Annotated in this window: 9 protein-coding genes and 1 pseudogene; all 10 read left to right on the forward strand. The window is 46.2% G+C overall.

Going from position 1 to position 17,324, the window contains the following annotated elements:
• The first annotated feature begins 587 nt into the window (after positions 1 to 587).
• The 10 genes and pseudogenes from SFV55_RS07670 to SFV55_RS07715 all read left to right on the forward strand — a co-directional run bounded on the left by SFV55_RS07670 (position 588) and on the right by SFV55_RS07715 (position 17,279).
• On the forward strand, positions 588 to 1,691 hold the full coding sequence (locus SFV55_RS07670; protein WP_320028898.1) for a PorP/SprF family type IX secretion system membrane protein: 1,104 nt from the start codon (positions 588 to 590) through the stop codon (positions 1,689 to 1,691).
• Positions 1,692 to 1,759: 68 nt separating this feature from the next.
• Entirely contained in the window at positions 1,760 to 4,234 is a 2,475-nt protein-coding gene (locus SFV55_RS07675; protein WP_320028899.1) for a hypothetical protein, read from the forward strand.
• 24 nt (positions 4,235 to 4,258) lie between these two features.
• Positions 4,259 to 11,188: a PKD domain-containing protein gene (locus SFV55_RS07680; protein WP_320028900.1), complete on the forward strand. Its 6,930-nt coding sequence runs from the start codon at positions 4,259 to 4,261 to the stop codon at positions 11,186 to 11,188.
• 126 nt (positions 11,189 to 11,314) lie between these two features.
• A complete protein-coding gene (locus tag SFV55_RS07685; RefSeq protein WP_320028901.1) occupies positions 11,315 to 11,953 on the forward strand; it encodes a hypothetical protein in 639 nt (212 codons plus the stop codon).
• Between the two features lie 60 nt (positions 11,954 to 12,013).
• Positions 12,014 to 12,232, forward strand: a complete 219-nt coding sequence (locus SFV55_RS07690; protein ID WP_320028902.1) for a heavy-metal-associated domain-containing protein — start codon at positions 12,014 to 12,016, stop codon at positions 12,230 to 12,232.
• A gap of 286 nt (positions 12,233 to 12,518) precedes the next feature.
• Positions 12,519 to 12,938: a hypothetical protein gene (locus SFV55_RS07695; protein WP_320028903.1), complete on the forward strand. Its 420-nt coding sequence runs from the start codon at positions 12,519 to 12,521 to the stop codon at positions 12,936 to 12,938.
• Positions 12,939 to 13,032: 94 nt separating this feature from the next.
• Positions 13,033 to 13,448, forward strand: a pseudogene (locus SFV55_RS07700) (element excision factor XisH family protein).
• Positions 13,436 to 13,777, forward strand: a complete 342-nt coding sequence (locus tag SFV55_RS07705) for a XisI protein (protein ID WP_320028904.1) — start codon at positions 13,436 to 13,438, stop codon at positions 13,775 to 13,777. The pseudogene SFV55_RS07700 and the gene SFV55_RS07705 overlap by 13 nt, the downstream one beginning before the upstream one ends.
• A 211-nt stretch (positions 13,778 to 13,988) precedes the next feature.
• A complete protein-coding gene (locus SFV55_RS07710; protein WP_320028905.1) occupies positions 13,989 to 15,677 on the forward strand; it encodes a DUF1800 domain-containing protein in 1,689 nt (562 codons plus the stop codon).
• A gap of 24 nt (positions 15,678 to 15,701) precedes the next feature.
• Positions 15,702 to 17,279, forward strand: coding sequence for a DUF1501 domain-containing protein (locus SFV55_RS07715; protein WP_320028906.1), 1,578 nt, complete (start codon positions 15,702 to 15,704; stop codon positions 17,277 to 17,279).
• Positions 17,280 to 17,324: the final 45 nt, after the last annotated feature.

Consider the following 17,324-nt stretch of genomic DNA (forward strand, 5'->3'; position numbering starts at 1 on the left):
CCTTCTTCACGAACAGAATCTGCTGTGCGTTCATCTGCAGGAAAAAACCTGCCAAAACTAAAGTTGTAAAAATTGCCCTTTTCACGTTGCCCGCATTTGTAAGATCAGAAAATATCTGTACTTCAGCGAGTGCAACCGAGCTTCACGCTTGGTCACACCTCAGGTGTGCCAAACGAACGTAACAAATTTTGGATAATGGGATCTCCGGCACACAACCGGAAACATTTGCATTAGGATACTTTGTCAAAACTTAGCACAAGGTAATACAAATTATCTGAACCAAACAAGGAGTACTTGATTTTTTTTCTCATTTGTCTTTTTTTAGGTGTATTTTACCTAGAATTGACACAATTGATGAAAAAATGTTATCTTGCGCGGTCCCTTCACAAATTCTCCTCCCCCTTTGGGTATGTTTAAGCTCATAGTAGGCTCATATCACATTCAAAAGAGCTCATTATTGTGTTGGCCACAGTACCAATCCACGATTTTTGGAGTTATCTACAAAATTAAAGAAAGCTACGAACCGACTCTAAGCAAAAGAATGCTTATTTTTCGGCAACATACAACCTTAAATAACTTCATTCCAAATGAATCGAGACCATCTACCCAAAGCCAAATTCCTGTTGTGGAGCCGAAACATCTTTGTTTTGGTGGCACTTTTTTTACCAGGCGTAGCCGGACTCGCCCAGGATTTGCACTATTCCCAATTTTATGGAGCTCCTCTTCACCTCAATCCGTCATTAACCGGGATCTTTGACGGGGATGTCCGCCTGATGGGACAGTACCGCAACCAGTGGGCACAAGTTCCGGTGGGGTATACAACTTTTACTGGTGCTGTAGACGTCAAGTTTTTTAACAAAAATGTGTCGGATGGTTTTGCTGCACTTGGCATTGGTTACAACCATGACCAAGCGGGATTTGCAGATCTTCGCTTGAGCAATTTTAATTTAAATGGTGCCTATACCAAAAGATTAAGCAATCGCTTTTACGGCTCCTTAGGGGGGCAGCTTGGCTTCGGTTCGCGCAAATGGGAAGCCGATCAGGTGACTTACGACAATCAGTACGATGCCCAGCAGGGGACTTTTAATCCGGACAATCCTAGCGGCGAAGCTACCGCCAAGCAAAAATTGAACTTCGGTGACTTTGGCGTGGGTTTTAACCTGCGGTACCAGGTCAAAGAGTCCTATGAACAGATCGATACCTCTACAGGGCAGCGCACTAAACTTGATTTTGGAATGGGGTTGTTTCACCTCAATCGGCCCAATCAATTTTTTACTTCCTTGGGGCCGATTAAACTCCCCATGCGGCTTACACCCTATATTTTGGCAGATTTGCAGATCAGTAAACGGTTGGATCTAATCGCCAATGTTGCAGCTCAATTCCAAAGTTCATACCGCCAGTATTTAGGTGGTTTGGGGCTACGATACTACATCAATCCAAAACGCAATGAAGAATTTTCCATCCAATTGGGAGGTACGATGCGTTTTGATGCCCTAACCAATGATTCCGCAATCTATCCAGCAGTAGAGGCACGTTATAAAAAAATACGTGCGGGATTCAGTTACGATGTGAACCTATCCAAATTTAATACAAGTGTAGAGGGTGGAGTCGGTGGCCCCGAATTGTTTATCCACTACATCTTTAAATCTTACAAACCGGTAAGTTTTAAACCCAATTGCCCTTTGATTTAAACGCAGTGGAACAAATCCATTGAGTGCCTTGAGGGTATTGTAACTCCAATCAGCCAAAGTAATTTACCATGAGAAAAACATTGCTTATACTGGCCTTATTTATAGCGCTGTTTCAACAGAGTTATGGCCAATCTTTAAAACAAATTTTGAAGATTGCTGACAGTACATACGCAAAAAAAGATTTTTATACTGCCCTAACCGCTTATCGCGATGCCCTAAAACTGGATACCACCCGTACCGATATCCAATACAAAATTGGGGAATCCGCCCGGCAGTTTAATTCTTATGCATCAGCAGCAAGGGCTTATTTAAGAGTATTGGGGAGTAAGGAAAAAAACCAGTACCCGGATGCCCGCCTTCGTTTGGGAGAATGTTTACATAAATTGGCGGATTATCGGAATGCAAAATCAGCTTATCAGCAATTTATTCTGGAAAACCAGGAAGGGCAGGGAATTGCCCCAGAGTTGTTGCAGTTGGCCAAGAAAGGGGCTGAGGATTGTGATTTTGCCCTGAAAAGTATCCAAAATGATGCCAGTGCACAACGGAATGCCAACTATTACCCCCAGCCGGTCAACATGGGCCCTGAAGTCAATGGGCCTTACACGGACTATGGAGCATCCTTCCATGGTGACACCTTATACCATACTTCTTATGAGTTTCCGGATCCAAAAAACAAAGCTGGTCGGCTCAATAAAGTAGTCAGGACTTATCCGGGCAAAGCCAAAGACCTCCTGCCTAATTCATTTAATGCCACTGATCAACATACGGCTTATTCCGTTTTTACGCCCGACAATAAAGGGGTCTATTATTGCAATTGTGTGGCTAAAAATGCGGCAGATCTGCGTTGTGATATTTTTTATCGCCCTTTGATTGCGCCGGGTACTACTCCCATAAAATTAGGCATAAACCTGCCCGATTATACCAGCACTTCACCTGCTTTAGGTAAAAATACCAAAGGGGAAACCGTGCTGTATTTTGCTTCCGACCGCCCGGGGGGCAAAGGAAAACTCGACATCTGGATGGGTGTTATCCAAGCGGATGGCAATGTAACTAATGCTACCCCTGTTGCAGAACTCAATACCATTGAAAATGACATCAGCCCCTTTTACCAGGAAATCCCGGGAAAAGCACAGTTGTTGTTTTTTGCTACCGATGGTCGAAAAACATTTGGTGGGATTGACATTTATGGCACCCGTTTGAATCAGGCAAAGCGCTGGATTGAACCTTACAATCTGGGAGTCAATATCAATTCCTCTTACGATGATTTTGGTTATATCCGCGACTCCAAAGGAGATACTTTGGTTTTTAGTTCGAATCGCGTTGGTTCAATCAGATTGTTAACAGAAAAAGAAAACGCGAAAAAAGATGCCCAGGAAGTAGAAGTATGTTGTCATGACCTCTACAAAGCAGGGATTTACAAATTCATCAATTTGAAGGTCAATACTTTTAAATTGCGGGATTCACTGGCACTAAACAATCCTACGGTTAAAATATTTGAGGAAGCTCCTGACGGTAACCGTAAGGAATTATCTGCAAAAACTGAAGAAGGTACCAATCACTTCTCAACACAGATTGAGCGCTACAAAAAATACTACATTCAGGCGCAGAAACAAGGCTTTATTGCTGTAGATTCACTGGTATTGGCTGATCTGGGTGAAGAGGTGGATACCATGGTAGTCAACTTGTACCTGCCCAATTTACGACTGGACGTATTTACCCTGCTTGGACCTTTAAACGAACAAGATCCCAGTAGAAACCCACCGCTTAATGATTGTGAAGTGAGCTTTTATGAAATAGGGGCTGACGGCAGAAGAACCTTGTTGGAGACAAAAAACGATCCCAATGGAAACGAATACAATTATGCTGTTGATCTTGGGAAAACTTACTTTGTAAAAGCCACCAAGCCTGGGCATACTACAGATACGCTTGAAGTTGCTATCAATGAAGCCACGGTGAAAGAATACGGCTACGATGTGTCGGTTGACTTATATTTGACGCCGGTTAGGTTGGCCATCAATTTGTTTTTTGACAACGCCAAGCCTGGGCCTGGAAACCTGGTCACTACTACTGAAAACTATGGAAATCTTTACAACAATTACATCAAACGTGAGCCTGAATTTTCAGGTTTTGCGGGACAAGTAATGCGTTCATTTTTCCAAAACACCGTGAAACTAGGGTACGATAGCCTTGAACGACGGATTCCCGGAATCATCAGAGAACTTGAAAGCGGATCCTACATCAAGATTTATATGGCTGGTTTTGCAAGTCCACTTGGTAATGCTGATTACAATAAAAGACTTGGAGAGCGGAGGATGGTTTCAGTGATCAACCATTTAAAGTTGGCACAAAATGGGATCATGAAAAAATACATCGACTCGGGGCAACTATCCTTTAACCTTGAAGCCGTTGGTGAAGATCCCAATAAGCCTGATATCCCCACTGCTCTGTCAAATGTCAAAGGCGAAATTTTCGGTATCCAGCCTTCACTGGATCGGAAGGTGCAAATTTTCCGAATTGACGTCAGCACAAAACCATTCAAGTAATCCTCACTCCCAATGAAATATCTTATGAACAGCTACAACAAATTCCATCATTTTTGTACCCAGCAGCTCAATTTGTGGCGCCTGATTCTGGTGCTGCTCGGTGCGCCAAGTTTAAGTTACGCCACACATATCGTTGGGGGAGAGGTAGGCTATCTTAGCCTAGGCAACGACCGCTATGAAATAATCGTTAGGCTTTATCGTGACTGTGCACCCAAAACTGAGCCGTTTGACCCAGTAGCCTCGGTAGGGATTTTTGACCGTAGTGGCATATTGCTCCAGGATGTGCGCATTGACGCTACCTCAGCTATTCCTCTTGACAATAACCTCGACGCTTGTATCCTGGCTCAGACCAAGGTTTGTGTAGAAACCATGACCTATAAAGCCACTGTGGTCTTGCCATTCCGAACAGGGGGGTATCAGATCGTATACCAACGTTGTTGCCGCAATGCGACCATAAAAAACATTGTAAGCCCTCTGGAAACTGGGGCAACTTACGATATCTGGCTAACTGAAGCGGCCATGCGTCGCCGTAACAATAGTGCTACTTTCCGCCGTTGGCCAGACATTTACATTTGTAACAATCGGCCATTGGATTTTGACCACTCAGCATTTGATGTGGATGGGGATTCTTTGGTATATCGCCTGTGTACTCCCTTGCAAGGTGCGACATTTGCCAACCCAAGACCACAGCCCCCCAATTTCCCACCTTACGATACCTTGATTTGGGTAAAGCCGCTGTACAATCTTTACAATATGCTGGGTACAGTTGGTGAGCCATTGCGCATCAACTCCTCTTCTGGCTTGTTGACTGCCCGACCAGGTATATTGGGACAATTTGTAGTAGGGATTTGTGTGGATGAATATGACCGCAATACGAAACAACTCATATCTTCTACTCGTCGGGATTTTCAGTACAATGTTCAGAATTGTGAAGAGGTGGTCGCGGAATTTTTTGCACCGGAAAGCCAATGTGATTCTCTAAAAGTGAGTTTTCGCAATGAAAGTATGGGCGCCAGAAATTACCTCTGGCTATTTGATGCCCCCCGTACAACGCCGAATTCTACGGCAGCAAACCCGATGTATACCTTTCCAGCCTACGACACCTATAGCGTAAGTTTGATTGCTGAACCTAATACTACTTGTGCAGATACCTCGACGCGGCAAGTGAAACTAATCAAATCAGGCATCAAAGCCAATTTTAAGGCGGAAGTACTGCCTTGTGGCGCCGAAACCATCGTTCGACTGCAAGATTTGTCTATGGATTCAAGTGCAACCATTGTCAAACGAATGTGGAAAATAACTTTTGGGGACAGTAGTTTGATCAACGCAACGGGTGCAGATACGCTGGTACGTATACCTTCAAACACGGCATTCACCGTCATGCTAACGGTAGTCAACTCCAATGGTTGTGAAAAAACAATTGTGGAAAACTTCCCGGCTACGGCGGACCCGTTTCCTCCATCAACTATTCCAGACACTATTCGTGCTTGTGCAGGCACCATCGTTCCGCTCAATCCTGATGGTACGGCAACATCAGCATATTCTTATCGCTGGGAGCCCGCAAATTTGATAGATAACCCCAATGCGGTAAACCCCAATTACAGGGTAACCCAAAATGGAGTTGTCACCTTGACCCTGACCGCCAATTCTGAACAAACCTGTACCTTCACCAAAACCATTACCATTTTAGTCCTCCCTCAGGCAGTGGCAGATTTCGGGCTTGGTAATGATGGGGGGAATGGAGTGGCCAGTAGTTGCGATGGCCGTACACTGAGTTTGATCAACAAATCAAGCAATGCAGATTCGGTCAAATGGATCATCGGGGACATCAACAACCCGCTTTTGGTGTCAAAAGAAAACAATCCAACCCTGACTTTGGGGGATACCGGGACTTATACCCTGACCTTGATCGCTTATGGGGACTGCAACGATACCTTGCAAAAAAACATCCGCCTGGTCAAATTGGAAACCGATGTCGATTTCACCTTCAACTATACCAGTTGTATCCTGAATGGGTCCACCATCAAATTGGTGGATGTATCAAATAATCCTGGCGTTCAAATCGCTGGCCGTACCTGGAAATTATCAGATGGCCGTACCTCTACGGAAGATTCTCCAAGCTTTAGTTTTACTGATACGGGGCGGGTTACCATCACTTTGGTGATTCGAACTGCCCAAGGTTGTCTGGATTCTGCTTCGCAAAGCATTGTCAAAGCACCAATTACCGGGGTGGAGTTTCCAGATACCATTGTTGTATGTAGAGGAATGCCGCTGCAAATCCCTGGCAACAACAATCCCAACTTGCAGTACATGTGGTTGCCCGAGACTGGATTGGATGACCCAACCATTGGCAATCCTATTTTTTCACCACAGCAAAGCACGTTATACACGGTTAATATCTCCATTCCGGGCATTCCCACCTGCCAAATCAACGATACGATGATGACAGTGGTACCAGGGAGTATGAACCTTACCGTGCTTGGCGCAGGAGCGGATGGCACACCCGTATGTACACCTCAAACCACACTGACCGCCTCAGCTAATCGTCCGGCTACCTTCCGTTGGTTGGATGCCAATGGTAATGAATTGGGCAAAGGGGCTATGTTTACAGCTACCGTGGCAACTCAACGCAATTTGGCGGTAGAAGCCACTGATGAAAATGGCTGCAAAGAAAAACTGGAAATAAGTTTGGTCGGGGAACCCATCGTTTTTGCTGCACCCGATTCGGTCATTCTGTGTACCAATGAATCGTTGCGCATCAACACCACCCAAGGGCCCGGCCAAGTGCTTACTTACAGCTGGACGCCACTTGGTGCTTTTGAATCGGGCGCACTGACTGCAAACCCTGTATTGGCAGCAACACCGGGTATCAAAGAGGTTTTTGTGCAGGTGCGCAATGCCTCAGGCTGTATATTGAGTGATTCGGTACAGGTAATCATCATCGATGCCAACCACAATTTGGATTTCACTCCTGAAATTCAATGCGATGGCAACACCGTGATTTTCCGCAATACCAGCACCAATGCCTTTGGGTACCTGTGGAACTTTGGAGACGGGACGACTTCTACCGAAGAAAACCCCACCCATAAATATGCAACAGCTGGTGATTATACCGTAACGCTTACTTTAAGTTATAATGTAAGCTGTCGTAAAACGGTGAGTAAAACAATCAACATCACCACTGGGACGTCCATCGGGCTTAAAGTACCCAATAACTTGACCACCTGTGGAGAAACCGTGACACTTACTGCGGAAGGGAACCCCGGCACCAGCTTCAAATGGACGACAAAACAAGGCCAATTGTTGAGTTCAGATGCATCCATAAGTGTTAACCCGCCTCCGGGAACTACGGTATATTATGTTACTGCTACCAAAGCACCGGGTTGTACAGAAACCGACAGTGTGAGTGTTACAGATAATGGAGTGGATGTTACCCTCATTACCCCATCGGGAAGCAACCGAATTGATCAATGTGATGCTGAAAGTGTACAGGTAGAAGTGCGCAACAACGCACCAGGTCAACAATTGAAATATACTTGGACACCTGTTTTCAATGTTGTATCTGGTGGAAATACCGCTACACCTGTTTTACGACCAACTGATATTGGTGTCAATGTTATCACTGGTATTGTCAGCAATCAATTTGAATGTGAAGATACTTTGACTGTGACCATTAACCTGGGTGCTTTGGATTCCGGCTTACCTGATACAGTGCAAGTTTGCCCTGGAGTGGCAACACCACTAGCCCCCAATGCCAGTGCAGAATTTACTTACCAATGGTCGCCGGGCACAAACTTGTCGGCTACCAATGTGCGCAACCCAAGTTTTACCGGGACAGCTCCTGCAACCTATTTGGTAACGGTGACCAAAAACAGCGGCGGAATTTCCTGCCAGGTCGTAGATACCGTAGTTGTTACCATTGGCTCGAAGCCTGAGCTCAAGGTTTCTACTCTGGACACCTCGGCTTGTGTCGGCACTACTTTAGTCCTAACTGCAACAGGTGCGAGTGGATATACATGGTTGTTCGACGGGACCCCTCTGACACCACCATTCCAACCTGATGGAGGGTTATCACTATCTGCTACCCAAGGCAGTGACATCCGCTATACCGTAATTGGCCGAAATGAATTCGGTTGTACAGATACCATTTCGGGCATCCGGGTTCGTTTTGTCGACTTTGATCCTGGCCAATTCAGCTCCCCACTGAGCATTTGCAAAGGGGATACCATCGAATTGCACCCGACCGGTAACCCTGCATTCCAATACCAGTGGTCACCAAGTGCTGGACTGGATTTGCGCAAACCCTACAATCCGATAGCTATCCTGAGTCAAACTACCCGGTTTGGTATCACCATCACCGACCCGGTCACGGGATGTATTAAGGAAAGAGCGATTGTAGTGAATGTTAATTCAATAGAAGGTTTCAAAGCCAGCAATGATACGAGCATTTGTACAGCTACGGGTGGATTAACCCTGCGCGCAGATGCAAATGGAAACAATGTTACCTTCCGCTGGTTGAATGCTGCGGGCACGCAAATTGGCACAGGGAAAACCATAAATGTCACTCCGGCTGTTGGGGTAAACCTTTATATTGTAGAGGCAAACAATGGCACTTGTACCCAGAAGGACACCGTAAAAGTGACCCTTGCCGACTTCAAACCTGGTGACCTCACTTCTCCCCAATCGGCGTGTGCTGGTGACCCCTTGGCTTTGAATCCCAATGGCAATCCGGCATATACCTATACCTGGTTGCCAACCACTGGGCTCGATTTGACCAATCCACACAATCCAGTTGCTACATTGAATGCCTCTGTTACCTTTACTGTTACTGTTACAGATCCGGTGAGCGGCTGTAGGTTGGAAAAAGAAATCCGGGTCAATGTGACCGACCTGAGTGATCTGGAGGCCATTCCATCCGAAACAATTCTTTGCCAACCTGCTTTCGTGTTGCTTACTGCGAGGGGTGCACAAGGGGCCACTATTCGTTGGTTGGATGCCAGTGGACAAGTTATTTTCAATGGTAGAAACCTTTCGGTTACTCCTGCAGTAGGGCTTAATTTGTACATTGTAGAAGCGACTTTGGGTACTTGTACCAAAAGAGATACAGCGCGGATTCGCCTCAACGACTTCAAACCAGGTGATTTGAAGTCACCACAAAACATTTGTATTGGTACTTCTGTGGAGTTGAATCCAAATGGCAATCCTGCGTATACTTATACCTGGTCGCCAACCACTGGCCTGGATTTGAGCAAGCCTTACAATCCAATTGCATCACCAACAAATACAACAACTTATACGGTAACGGTAAGCGATCCGGCAAGCGGCTGTTCAGCGACCAAAACTATTGTGGTCAATGTTACACAGCCTGTCACTGTAATTGCGTTACCAGATACTTCCCTTTGCGAGCCTGGGCGTTTGACTTTGCGAGCTAACACCTCACGGCCAACACCAATTACCTGGTTTAGTGATGCTGCTTTGAAAAACCAGATCGGCACCGGAAACCGGATCAGTGTCAATGTAGCAGCAGGCAAAACAGTTTTTTATGCCGTGGCTACCGATACAAACGATGTATGTATCCGCGCCCAAATCGACTCGGCTAGAAATGGGGGAGGCACTGGAACGGGCGGTGGTCCTAGCATCGGCAAAGGTGGACCATTTGCAGGTGCTCCTTTGGATTCGGCAGTAGTTGATGTGGTAGATATTACCAAAGGCGCGCCACCAAGTATGATTACAACTTGTGCTGGCCGGCCTACTCCGATCAACCCGAATGGCTTGCCCAACCTGGTTTACCGTTGGTCTCCTGCAACAGGATTGAATGATTCTACTTCGGCTACCCCAACTACCATTGTTACAGTGCCAACAACTTACACGGTCACCATTTCTGACCCATTTGGAGCATGTAGTATCGTACGGCAAGTAGTGGTCATGGCCGCAGACCCCATCAATGCTAATGCAGGTAAGGATACGACATTGTGTTCTTTGAATCCATTTAACCTGGTTGCCAGTGGCAATGGGGCTGCTATCTTTGAATGGTCCAACAACCGCAATTTCAGCCCGATTCTGGGACAAGGAGCACAGTTCGCCATTACACCGGATACCGTAGCAAAAACCTATTACGTACGCATTACCAACGCTGCAGGTTGTGTAGAGATCGATTCTGTGACGGTCATTGCCCGTCCAGTTAGAGCTTCCCTGCCAGCTACGGTCAATGCCTGCGAAAATGGAGATGAGGTGACGCTCATTGTGACCAATAACGATCCACGCCAGACTTTGACATACCTGTGGTCACCTGCCAATTTGTTCATCACGAATGTACGCACCGGGCCTTCGGCAACGATTATCGCTCAAAATGGCGCCCAGCCGCAAGTTTTGCTGACCAACCAGTTTGGATGTACAGCCACCTTGCGCACTACTGTGAACGTGGTAGATTTGGAGAACAAAGTACGGGTAACAGCGAATCCGACGACCATCGAAAATGGAGAGTCGACTACCATTCGGGTGGAAAACTGCCCGGATTGTACCTATTCCTGGAGCCCTGCTACCGGATTGAATACAACAACTGGTAGCACCGTAATTGCCTCACCAACGGATACTACCGAGTACACCGTAAAAGTGACCAGCAATGGTTGTATGGCTGAACTCAAAATCACCATCAATGTAGCGGGACCATACTGTATAGAACCCTACATTTTTGTACCAACTGCCTTCACTCCTAACCGAGATGGCGTGAACGACATCCTGTATGTACGTGGCCGGGGCATCGACAGAATGACCTTTATTATTTACAATCGCTGGGGGCAAAAAATGTTTGAAACCAGTGACCCCAAAGTGGGTTGGGATGGTACCTTCCGGGGCAAACCACTGCCTCCTGATGTATATGGATTTTATTTACTTGCCAATTGTATTGATGGTACCACGTACCGCAAACAAGGCAACGTGACTTTGATACGTTAACACGTTTTGGGTCACGATGGCCTCGACATCATGATCTAATCACCCCCCTGGCTGGAGTAATCCGTTCAGGGGGTTTCTTTTTAGTGGATATTACCCTATTTTTGCGCTTCATCAGTATCCGTAATTATGAAGCATTTGTTTCTTTTCTTCCTCTTCTGTATAGGATTGTACAACCTGAATGCCCAATGTGATTTTGCTATCAATGAAGTGGATGATTTCGACAGTACCCACAGTGTGGTCACCAAAGCCATCAATATCGGCTATATGATTCCCAGTAATTTTCAAACCGCTGATGGGTACAAAATGATCGAAGAGGCAAAAGCCATGTTTACTTTTTCCCAAAACGATACCATGAATGCTTTTTTTCTGGTTTTGGGGCTCGCCGAGCGAGAGTTTTTGACCATCGAAGAAGGTTTTAGTGTAATTTTGAAAGTGGAATCTTTAAAAGATACTGTGGATTTGGGCAAAGATTTACCCAAAGTTGATCCTGGCGATGATACCAAGGGTTCCGACCTGATTGGCCTTTATACGGTACCCGATCGGGGCAATTTTGACAAGAACACCAACATGCGGCTTTACACCCTTACTTGTCTCGTGCCTCTTGACCATGTCTTTACTTTATCCTATTCCGGCATTGAAAAAATTCGCATCAACTATAAAAATAGCCGCCACACCATAACCCTCAATAAAGATCAACAAGCAGCCATCAAAAAAGCGGTACAATGTGTGGCGGAGGCCATGAAGCTGTTTCCAATCAAACCTTAAAGTGACGATTGTCACTGGCAGAACGTAAGCCTGAACCTATTTTTGCAAAAAAAACAAAGTATGGAGTCCCTGAAATTTAAAACCAATATCAATTGTGGTGGCTGTGTAAAGGCAGTTACTGGATTTATTAATGAGGTTCCGGGCATCAGCAATTGGGCTGTTGATACGCAAAATCCTGATAAAATCCTCAGTGTAGAAGGAGAGGGAGTGGAAGCGGAATTGGTGCTGGAAGCAGTGAAAGATGCGGGGTTTGAGATAGTTGAATTGGTGGAGTGTTGATAGAATTGAGGCTCAGTAAATTAAATAGACTTAGAATCAACGACCAGCGGCAGAGCTTCTGGTCGTTTAGAAATATCATTTTATGTCTAGTTCGGTCCATTTTGTAATACGTTTTAATGATTTTACTCCTCTTTCTTCAGTTTCACTAAATAGGGAGGAAAAAAGGGTTTAAACCCTGCTGGGTTTTGTTTAAAAAAATCCCAGTTGGTTTGAGTCAATTTTCTTTTTTTGAGGAGGGTATCCTCGTATTTTTCTGGCAGGCGACAACCTAGCCGACGCCTTCAGCATGCGCATGACCTACCAAAGCGCCGATTACACCGAAACCCCACAGTACAATGGCAACATTGCCAGCCTGAGCTGGCGGGCACCACTGGGCACTTGTCGCGACATCCAAGGCTACCATTTCAGTTATGACGGGGTCAATCGCCTGCGCGGTGCCACTTTTTGGGAGCGCAGCAGCGGAGCACCTACCATAACAGACAAATACTCCGAACCTCTGGTGAACTACAACCTCAATGGCAACATCACCACCTACCAACGCCGGGGCCAAACCACCAGCAATACCTTTGACCTGATCGATAACCTCGTCTATTTCTACGATACCAATATCCCTGATCGCCTCATCCGGGTCGTCGACCTGGCCCCTGTAGCCAATCGCCCCCTCGGCTTCACACCCAAGGAGGTGTCCTTCAATATAGGCGTTTGAAACGATGTTGATTAAAAAGGGATCATTTACTGACCTTTCAGGGTATTTGTTGATAAAGCAAAAAAGCCTTAAATTGCCTATCGAAATCATCTTTATGGCTAAAGATAAATACCACTTTGCTGTTCGTAAAGCGCTTGAGTCTGACGGATGGAAGATCACTGATGATCCCTATTTTATACAGTCGGGAAAAGAAGGGGATACATTGATCTCGGTGCGGAAAAATCAATAATTGCCGCGGAGAAAGACTTGGAGAAAATCGCCGTTGAAGTAAAAAGCTTTGTTAGTCCGTCTGATCTGGATAGTTTTGAAGAAGCTCTTGGGCAGTTTCTGATTTATTTGATGGTGTTAGAAGAAAAAGAGGAAGATCGAGCATTATATCTTGCTATTCCGCTTTCCTTTCATGAGCGTTTCTTTGATGATCCGTTCTTTCAGCGTTTAGAGAAGCGGTACAGTGTAAAACTCATCGTATTTCATGAAACTGAAAATAGAATCTTAGAATGGATACCGTAAACAAATACAAAGCAATTGTACGCGAGTTGGTCGAATCCATTGCAGCAATTTCGCCTTCTACAGCAGAGGTTGAAACACAAAAAATACTGGATGATGAAAACGGCCACTACCTGCTTTTTTCAGTAGGATGGGAAAAAACACGTTGGGTTTATGCCACCTTTGTACATATCGACGTCAAACCGAATGGGCGAGTATGGCTGCAGCATGATGGGACAGATTTAAAAATTGCGGACATGATGGTTGAAAAAGGTATTCCAAGAAACAATATTGTGATTGGCTTTCAAGCCCCTCATGCCAGAGCCTTGATGGAGGAATATGCGGTTGAATAATCCAGGCAGGCGGCAACCTCGCCGACGCCTTCAGCATGTACATAATCTAGCAGCGCCGGGGCCAAACCACCAGCAATACCTTTGACTTAATCGATAACCCCGTATTTCCACCAATTTTTTTGATCTATTTTTCAAGCGCTGGAAAATGGGCAGCCGCCCACAAAATTGATCTTGCTTATTTTCGTTAATACTCTAAGCAAATCAATCCCTTATGGCCGAGTTCTCCTCTTCCCGCCGGACTTTCCTCCAACTCCCGACTGAGGGGCCACTGGTGGAAACGCCCTACATTGAACCAGAAATCCCTACTGCTCCACCCGCATTTACCCTTCAAGGAGGGTTAACTCCATATACAGGCATCTGGGGCCGAGAGCAAGCCGCTCATTTGCTGCGGCGTGCTACTTTTGGCTGCAGTCAGGTACAAATTGATCAACTCTATTACCTGGGTGGTGCCCAAAAAGCAGTGGACTATATTTTGACCATCCCCAAAGCAGAGCCCGCTCCTCCCGTCAACAATTACAACAATGAAGAATTTACCGACCCGGATGTCCCTTTGGGCAAAACCTGGGTAAAAGCCCAACGCAACAACGACGGAGAATTTTTTCGCATCACTTCCTGGCGCAGCTGGTGGATGGAACGGATGATCACTTCCGAAGCCAATATCCTGGAAAAACTCATTCTGTTTTGGCACAATCATTTTGCCACCCGTACGGACATTTCTTTTAGTGGCCAGGCTTGTTACAAACATTACATGATCCTGCGCAAACATGCTCTGGGTGATTTTAAGCAGTTGGTTTACGACGTCACGTTAGACCCCCACATGCTTTTTTTCCTCAATGGCTTGTACAATGGAGTCGATGCTCCTGACGAAAACTACGCCCGTGAATTGCAGGAGCTTTTCACCATTGGCAAGGACAATCCCGACCACTACACCGAGGCCGATGTAGTAGCTGCCGCAAAAGTGTTGACGGGCTGGCGACTGGACTACAACACGAACCGAGTATTCCTTGACCTGGCTTCACATGACCAAACGGATAAAAAATTCTCGGCCTTCTACAACAACCGCATAATCAAAGGTGGAACTGATGCGGAGCGAGAAATCAAGGAGTTAATAGACATGATCTTCCAAAAGGATGAGGTATCCCTCTACATCTGCCGGAAGTTGTACCGTTTTTTTGTGTATTACCAGATTGACGAAGAGGTAGAAAAAAACGTGATTGAGCCTTTGGCAGCGATCCTGCGCCAGAACAAGTATCAAATTTTACCCGTTATCTCGGCCTTGTTGCGCAGCGAACATTTTTTTGATGCAGTAAACAAGGGGTGTTTCATCAAAACACCTCTGGATTTGGTCATTGGGGTGTTGCGCAATTTCAACGTTTACATCAACGGTCCTACTTTGTACGACCAGTACCAAATCCTGACCAGTTTGGGCTGGACTTGCAACGACTTACAAATGTTGCCCGGCGATCCGCCCAATGTAGCGGGCTGGCCAGCTTTTCGGCAAGCCCCCAAGTATTACCGAGCCTGGATCAACAGTGATACTTTGCGCAACCGCAACATTTACTCCGATGTAATGACCTATTGGCGTTATGAAACGGATTCAGGGTATAAGGTTTTTATCGATCACATTGCTTTTGCCAACCAGTTTCCACGCCCCGATGATCCAAATTTACTGATCGACGGCATCTTACAAGTATTGATGCCCATGCCTTTTTCCACCGCAAAAAAACAAGTATTGAAGGGCATTTTGCTGTCGGGGCAAGCCCAGGACTATTACTGGACCGTGGCCTGGAAAAACTACACGGCCAATCCCCGGGATAAAGCTGCTCGGGATACGGTGTGGTATCGCCTGGCGGCCTTGCACAAGTACCTGATGGGCCAACCTGAATACCAGTTGATTTAATCCTTCTCCCAAAATCAATGCTTTATGGAACGCAGATCATTCCTCTATCATAGTTGTGCCGCTGCAGCAGGGGCTTCCTTCTCTTTAAAGGGCATGCCCTTGAATACGGCACCACAAAAATCCTTTCTAGAAGCCCTAAGTTTTAATGGCAATCCCGAAAACCGCGTATTGGTACTCATTGAACTAAATGGCGGCAATGATGGGATCAATACGTTTATCCCACTGGATCAGTACTCCAATTTGAGCAAATTCAGGCGCAACCTCTTGATCCCCGAGCGCAATGTACTGCGCTTACAAGGTACTCGGGCCAGTGGCTTGCACCCTTCGATGGCCCTTTTTCAAAAAATGTACAATGACGGTTTGGTGTCCGTAGTACAAAACGTGGGATACCCCGAGCAAGACTACTCCCATTTTCGCTCCTCTGATATTTGGATGTCTGCTTCCGATGCGGATGTGAACCTTGAAAATGGCTGGGCTGGACGCTACCTGGAGCAGCGCTACCCGGGCTTTCCCACGGGTTATCCAAGCGACGCCAATCCCGACCCCTTGGCCATCCAATTGGGTGCAGTGATGTCTTTGGCCTTAGTTGGCAGTCAATGGCCCATGGGGATGGCGATTACTGACCCCAAGGCATATTATGAGTTTGTAAACAGTGTGGTAGAACCCGCACCTGATGGCCCTTTTGGCGACGAGCTGGAGTACATTCGGCTGGTTACTCAACAAGCGCAACAATACTTTAAATCCGTAAAAGGTGCAGCCGACAAAGGCCGCAACCAATCCACACTCTATCCTCCTGAAGAAAAAAACTACCTGGCCGACCAGCTCAAAATCGTGGCGCAGCTGATTAAAGGAGGACTAAAAACACCCATTTACATTTGCACCTTACATGGTTTTGATACGCATAGTGAGCAAATCAATCCATCGGGGAACCCCCTGGAGGGCAACCACGCTGAATTGTTGCAGATGTTGTCAGAAGCCATTTATGCTTTTCAGGATGACCTCAAACTCATGGGTATTGATGATCGGGTAGCCGGAATGACTTTTTCTGAATTCGGCCGCACCATCGGTTCCAATGGCAGTTTTGGCACGGATCACGGAGCGGCGGCTCCTTTGTTCGTTTTTGGCAAGGCGGTCAATCCGGGCATTATTGGCAAAAATCCGCTGGTTCCTAGCGATTTGGGAGAATCCGATGACTTGCCCATGGAGCACGATTTTCGCGCCATCTACATGACGATACTAAAGGATTGGTTTGGGCTAGAGCAGCCAGAATCTATTTTGGGACAAAAATTCCCCATTTTACCCATCTTCAAATCCATTTCCACCCCCACTCGTGATTTGCAGACAGTAGAATCATTTGACCTAAACCTCAGGCCCAACCCCTTCCGTGAAAGCAGTACCATAAACTTGCAAACCAATGGTGGCCAGGTTACCATACGCGTGTTGGATGGCTTGGGTAAGGTTGTTCAAACTGTGGCTGAAGGGTATTATCCTGCGGGAACCCATCAGTTTGTGCTACAGCGCCAAAACCTTCCGATGGGTCAGTATTATTGCCAGGTGAATGTCAATGGAACGATTGGGGTACGCAAGGTAATAGCGATGTAAAGCGAATAGCGAATAGCGAAATTTAGTGTGCCAGTTCCACACCTC

Source organism: Haliscomenobacter sp. (assembly GCF_033763495.1).
Lineage (GTDB): Bacteria > Bacteroidota > Bacteroidia > Chitinophagales > Saprospiraceae > Haliscomenobacter.

What these genes read in the sequence shown, in the direction of transcription:
- SFV55_RS07670 (WP_320028898.1), top strand. Translation starts at nt 588, where the DNA reads ATGAATCGAGACCATCTACCCAAAGCCAAATTCCTGTTGTGGAGCCGA.
- SFV55_RS07675 (WP_320028899.1), top strand. Translation starts at nt 1,760, where the DNA reads ATGAGAAAAACATTGCTTATACTGGCCTTATTTATAGCGCTGTTTCAA.
- SFV55_RS07680 (WP_320028900.1), top strand. Translation starts at nt 4,259, where the DNA reads ATGAACAGCTACAACAAATTCCATCATTTTTGTACCCAGCAGCTCAAT.
- SFV55_RS07685 (WP_320028901.1), top strand. Translation starts at nt 11,315, where the DNA reads ATGAAGCATTTGTTTCTTTTCTTCCTCTTCTGTATAGGATTGTACAAC.
- SFV55_RS07690 (WP_320028902.1), top strand. Translation starts at nt 12,014, where the DNA reads ATGGAGTCCCTGAAATTTAAAACCAATATCAATTGTGGTGGCTGTGTA.
- SFV55_RS07695 (WP_320028903.1), top strand. Translation starts at nt 12,519, where the DNA reads ATGCGCATGACCTACCAAAGCGCCGATTACACCGAAACCCCACAGTAC.
- SFV55_RS07705 (WP_320028904.1), top strand. Translation starts at nt 13,436, where the DNA reads ATGGATACCGTAAACAAATACAAAGCAATTGTACGCGAGTTGGTCGAA.
- SFV55_RS07710 (WP_320028905.1), top strand. Translation starts at nt 13,989, where the DNA reads ATGGCCGAGTTCTCCTCTTCCCGCCGGACTTTCCTCCAACTCCCGACT.
- SFV55_RS07715 (WP_320028906.1), top strand. Translation starts at nt 15,702, where the DNA reads ATGGAACGCAGATCATTCCTCTATCATAGTTGTGCCGCTGCAGCAGGG.